Annotated in this window: 1 protein-coding gene, 1 tRNA gene and 1 rRNA gene; all 3 read right to left on the bottom strand. The window is 38.9% G+C overall.

Features of this window, described 5'->3' with window-relative positions; all coding sequences use genetic code 11:
* Positions 1-114 (bottom strand): 16S ribosomal RNA (locus AC1DF0_RS31905); the annotation flags it as partial.
* Positions 115-441: 327 nt separating this feature from the next.
* Positions 442-1,179: a hypothetical protein gene (locus AC1DF0_RS31900; RefSeq protein WP_477577564.1), complete on the bottom strand. Its 738-nt coding sequence runs from the start codon at positions 1,177-1,179 to the stop codon at positions 442-444.
* A gap of 258 nt (positions 1,180-1,437) precedes the next feature.
* Positions 1,438-1,520 (bottom strand) — tRNA-Leu (locus AC1DF0_RS31895).
* Between the last annotated feature and the right edge of the window lie 61 nt (positions 1,521-1,581).

Here is a 1,581-nt window from a genome sequence, read left to right as displayed (position 1 = left end):
TGTTACTCACCCGTCCGCCGCTAAGTTATCCCCGAAGGAATAACCCCGCTCGACTTGCATGTATTAGGCACGCCGCCAGCGTTCGTCCTGAGCCAGGATCAAACTCTCCATAAAGGTGTTTGACTTGCTCAAAAACTTTTTATTGCTTTAGTTTATGAAGCCGAAGCTTCTTAACTGGCAGTTTCGCTCGTTGTTCAGTTTTCAAAGAACAATCTTTTCTTTCGTGTCCGGCGTGTGTTTCTCTCGGCCGGAATTAGAATATATCATGTTTTCATATATAATTGCAAGTGTTTTTTCGAAAATAATATTTATATTTTATAAATTACCGTAAATTCACTTAATAAAACGTATTATAACTCACGAAAAAGCTCAACATTTTAAGAAATAAATAGAGACTAACCTGCTAAGTTTCAACAGGATTAGCCTCTATAATTATTAAATTTAGATCGTAATTGAACCCAACAACATTAACAAAAGAGAGTAACTCGCGATTGATGAAACAATATAGAGCGTACGACGTTCCCTCGTCACCTCGAACAACTCGATCGAAGCAGTTACCGTTAAGATCAGCGTGGATAATAACGTAATTATAAGCACGAATAGCGATAGCTTGATACTCAGAAGAGCTAATACTGCTGCGATCAGAAATCCAGCTCCGGCCATGTATTGGGCTCCACCAAGCTTAATGATTATGGTATTGAAGGAATGACGTTGACTTCCCTTCCAAATACCAATTGCGGAAAGTCCCACAAAAAGCGAGATGATCGAAAATAAGGACATAAGAAACATTTTTCCTACAATTGCAGTACTAATCCTTCCTGAATCCATGAGGCCACCAAAACCGCCAAATCCAAAAATGCTATTGAATAAATTTTGAAGCTTGGCCCCAATGATAAATGACCAAATAAGGAATCCAACTACAGAAGCTACAATACCAAGTATTCCGTATACTAGGTCCTTGTTAGGATTAAGAGAGAGGCTTTCTAATGGATTTTTGAGCAGCCTCATAATAAGACGACCGTCAATTGTTTTAATTGACTCACTGACATCATTCAATACGTTTCGTGATGCGGCAGAAGCTGCAGCGACAGGAGCAGATTTGGAATCTACGTTCGGATTATCAATGTTACTACTGACTTTTTCTTCTTGTGGTACAGACTCGTTTTTATTCAAATCCATCCCTAAACTCCTAATATCAGTTTATTAATTCCAATATTTTCTACTGTAACACGTTTCTTCTTATATTTCAGCATTCTTCGACTTTAACTACTATATACATTGTTTTAAACGTTCCAACCCATTCTCGAAGTAAAAGAAAACCACCCTTTGTGGGTGGCTTATTTAACTTTTGTGTTTAGCTAGTAAGATCGTAATATAATTTAGAATAGTCAAAACAAAAAAAGCCCTTGCTTAGCAAGAACTTGTTTGTAAAAAGTATGGTGCGCGTAGAGGGACTTGAACCCCCACGGTCGCCCGCCAGATCCTAAGTCTGGTGCGTCTGCCAATTCCGCCATACGCGCATGGGTAAAGTTTATACAAGGCATTGCGCCCTGAAAACTGGATACGAAAGATGTTGCTGCT

Source organism: Paenibacillus sp. 05T425, from assembly GCF_056396205.1.
Note: the sequence above shows the minus strand (reverse complement) of the source record. Positions and strands in the feature narration are given on the sequence as shown.

Bases quoted from the DNA above. Each gene is read 5' to 3' on its own strand.
- AC1DF0_RS31900 (WP_477577564.1), bottom strand. From the start codon at position 1,179: ATGGATTTGAATAAAAACGAGTCTGTACCACAAGAAGAAAAAGTCAGT.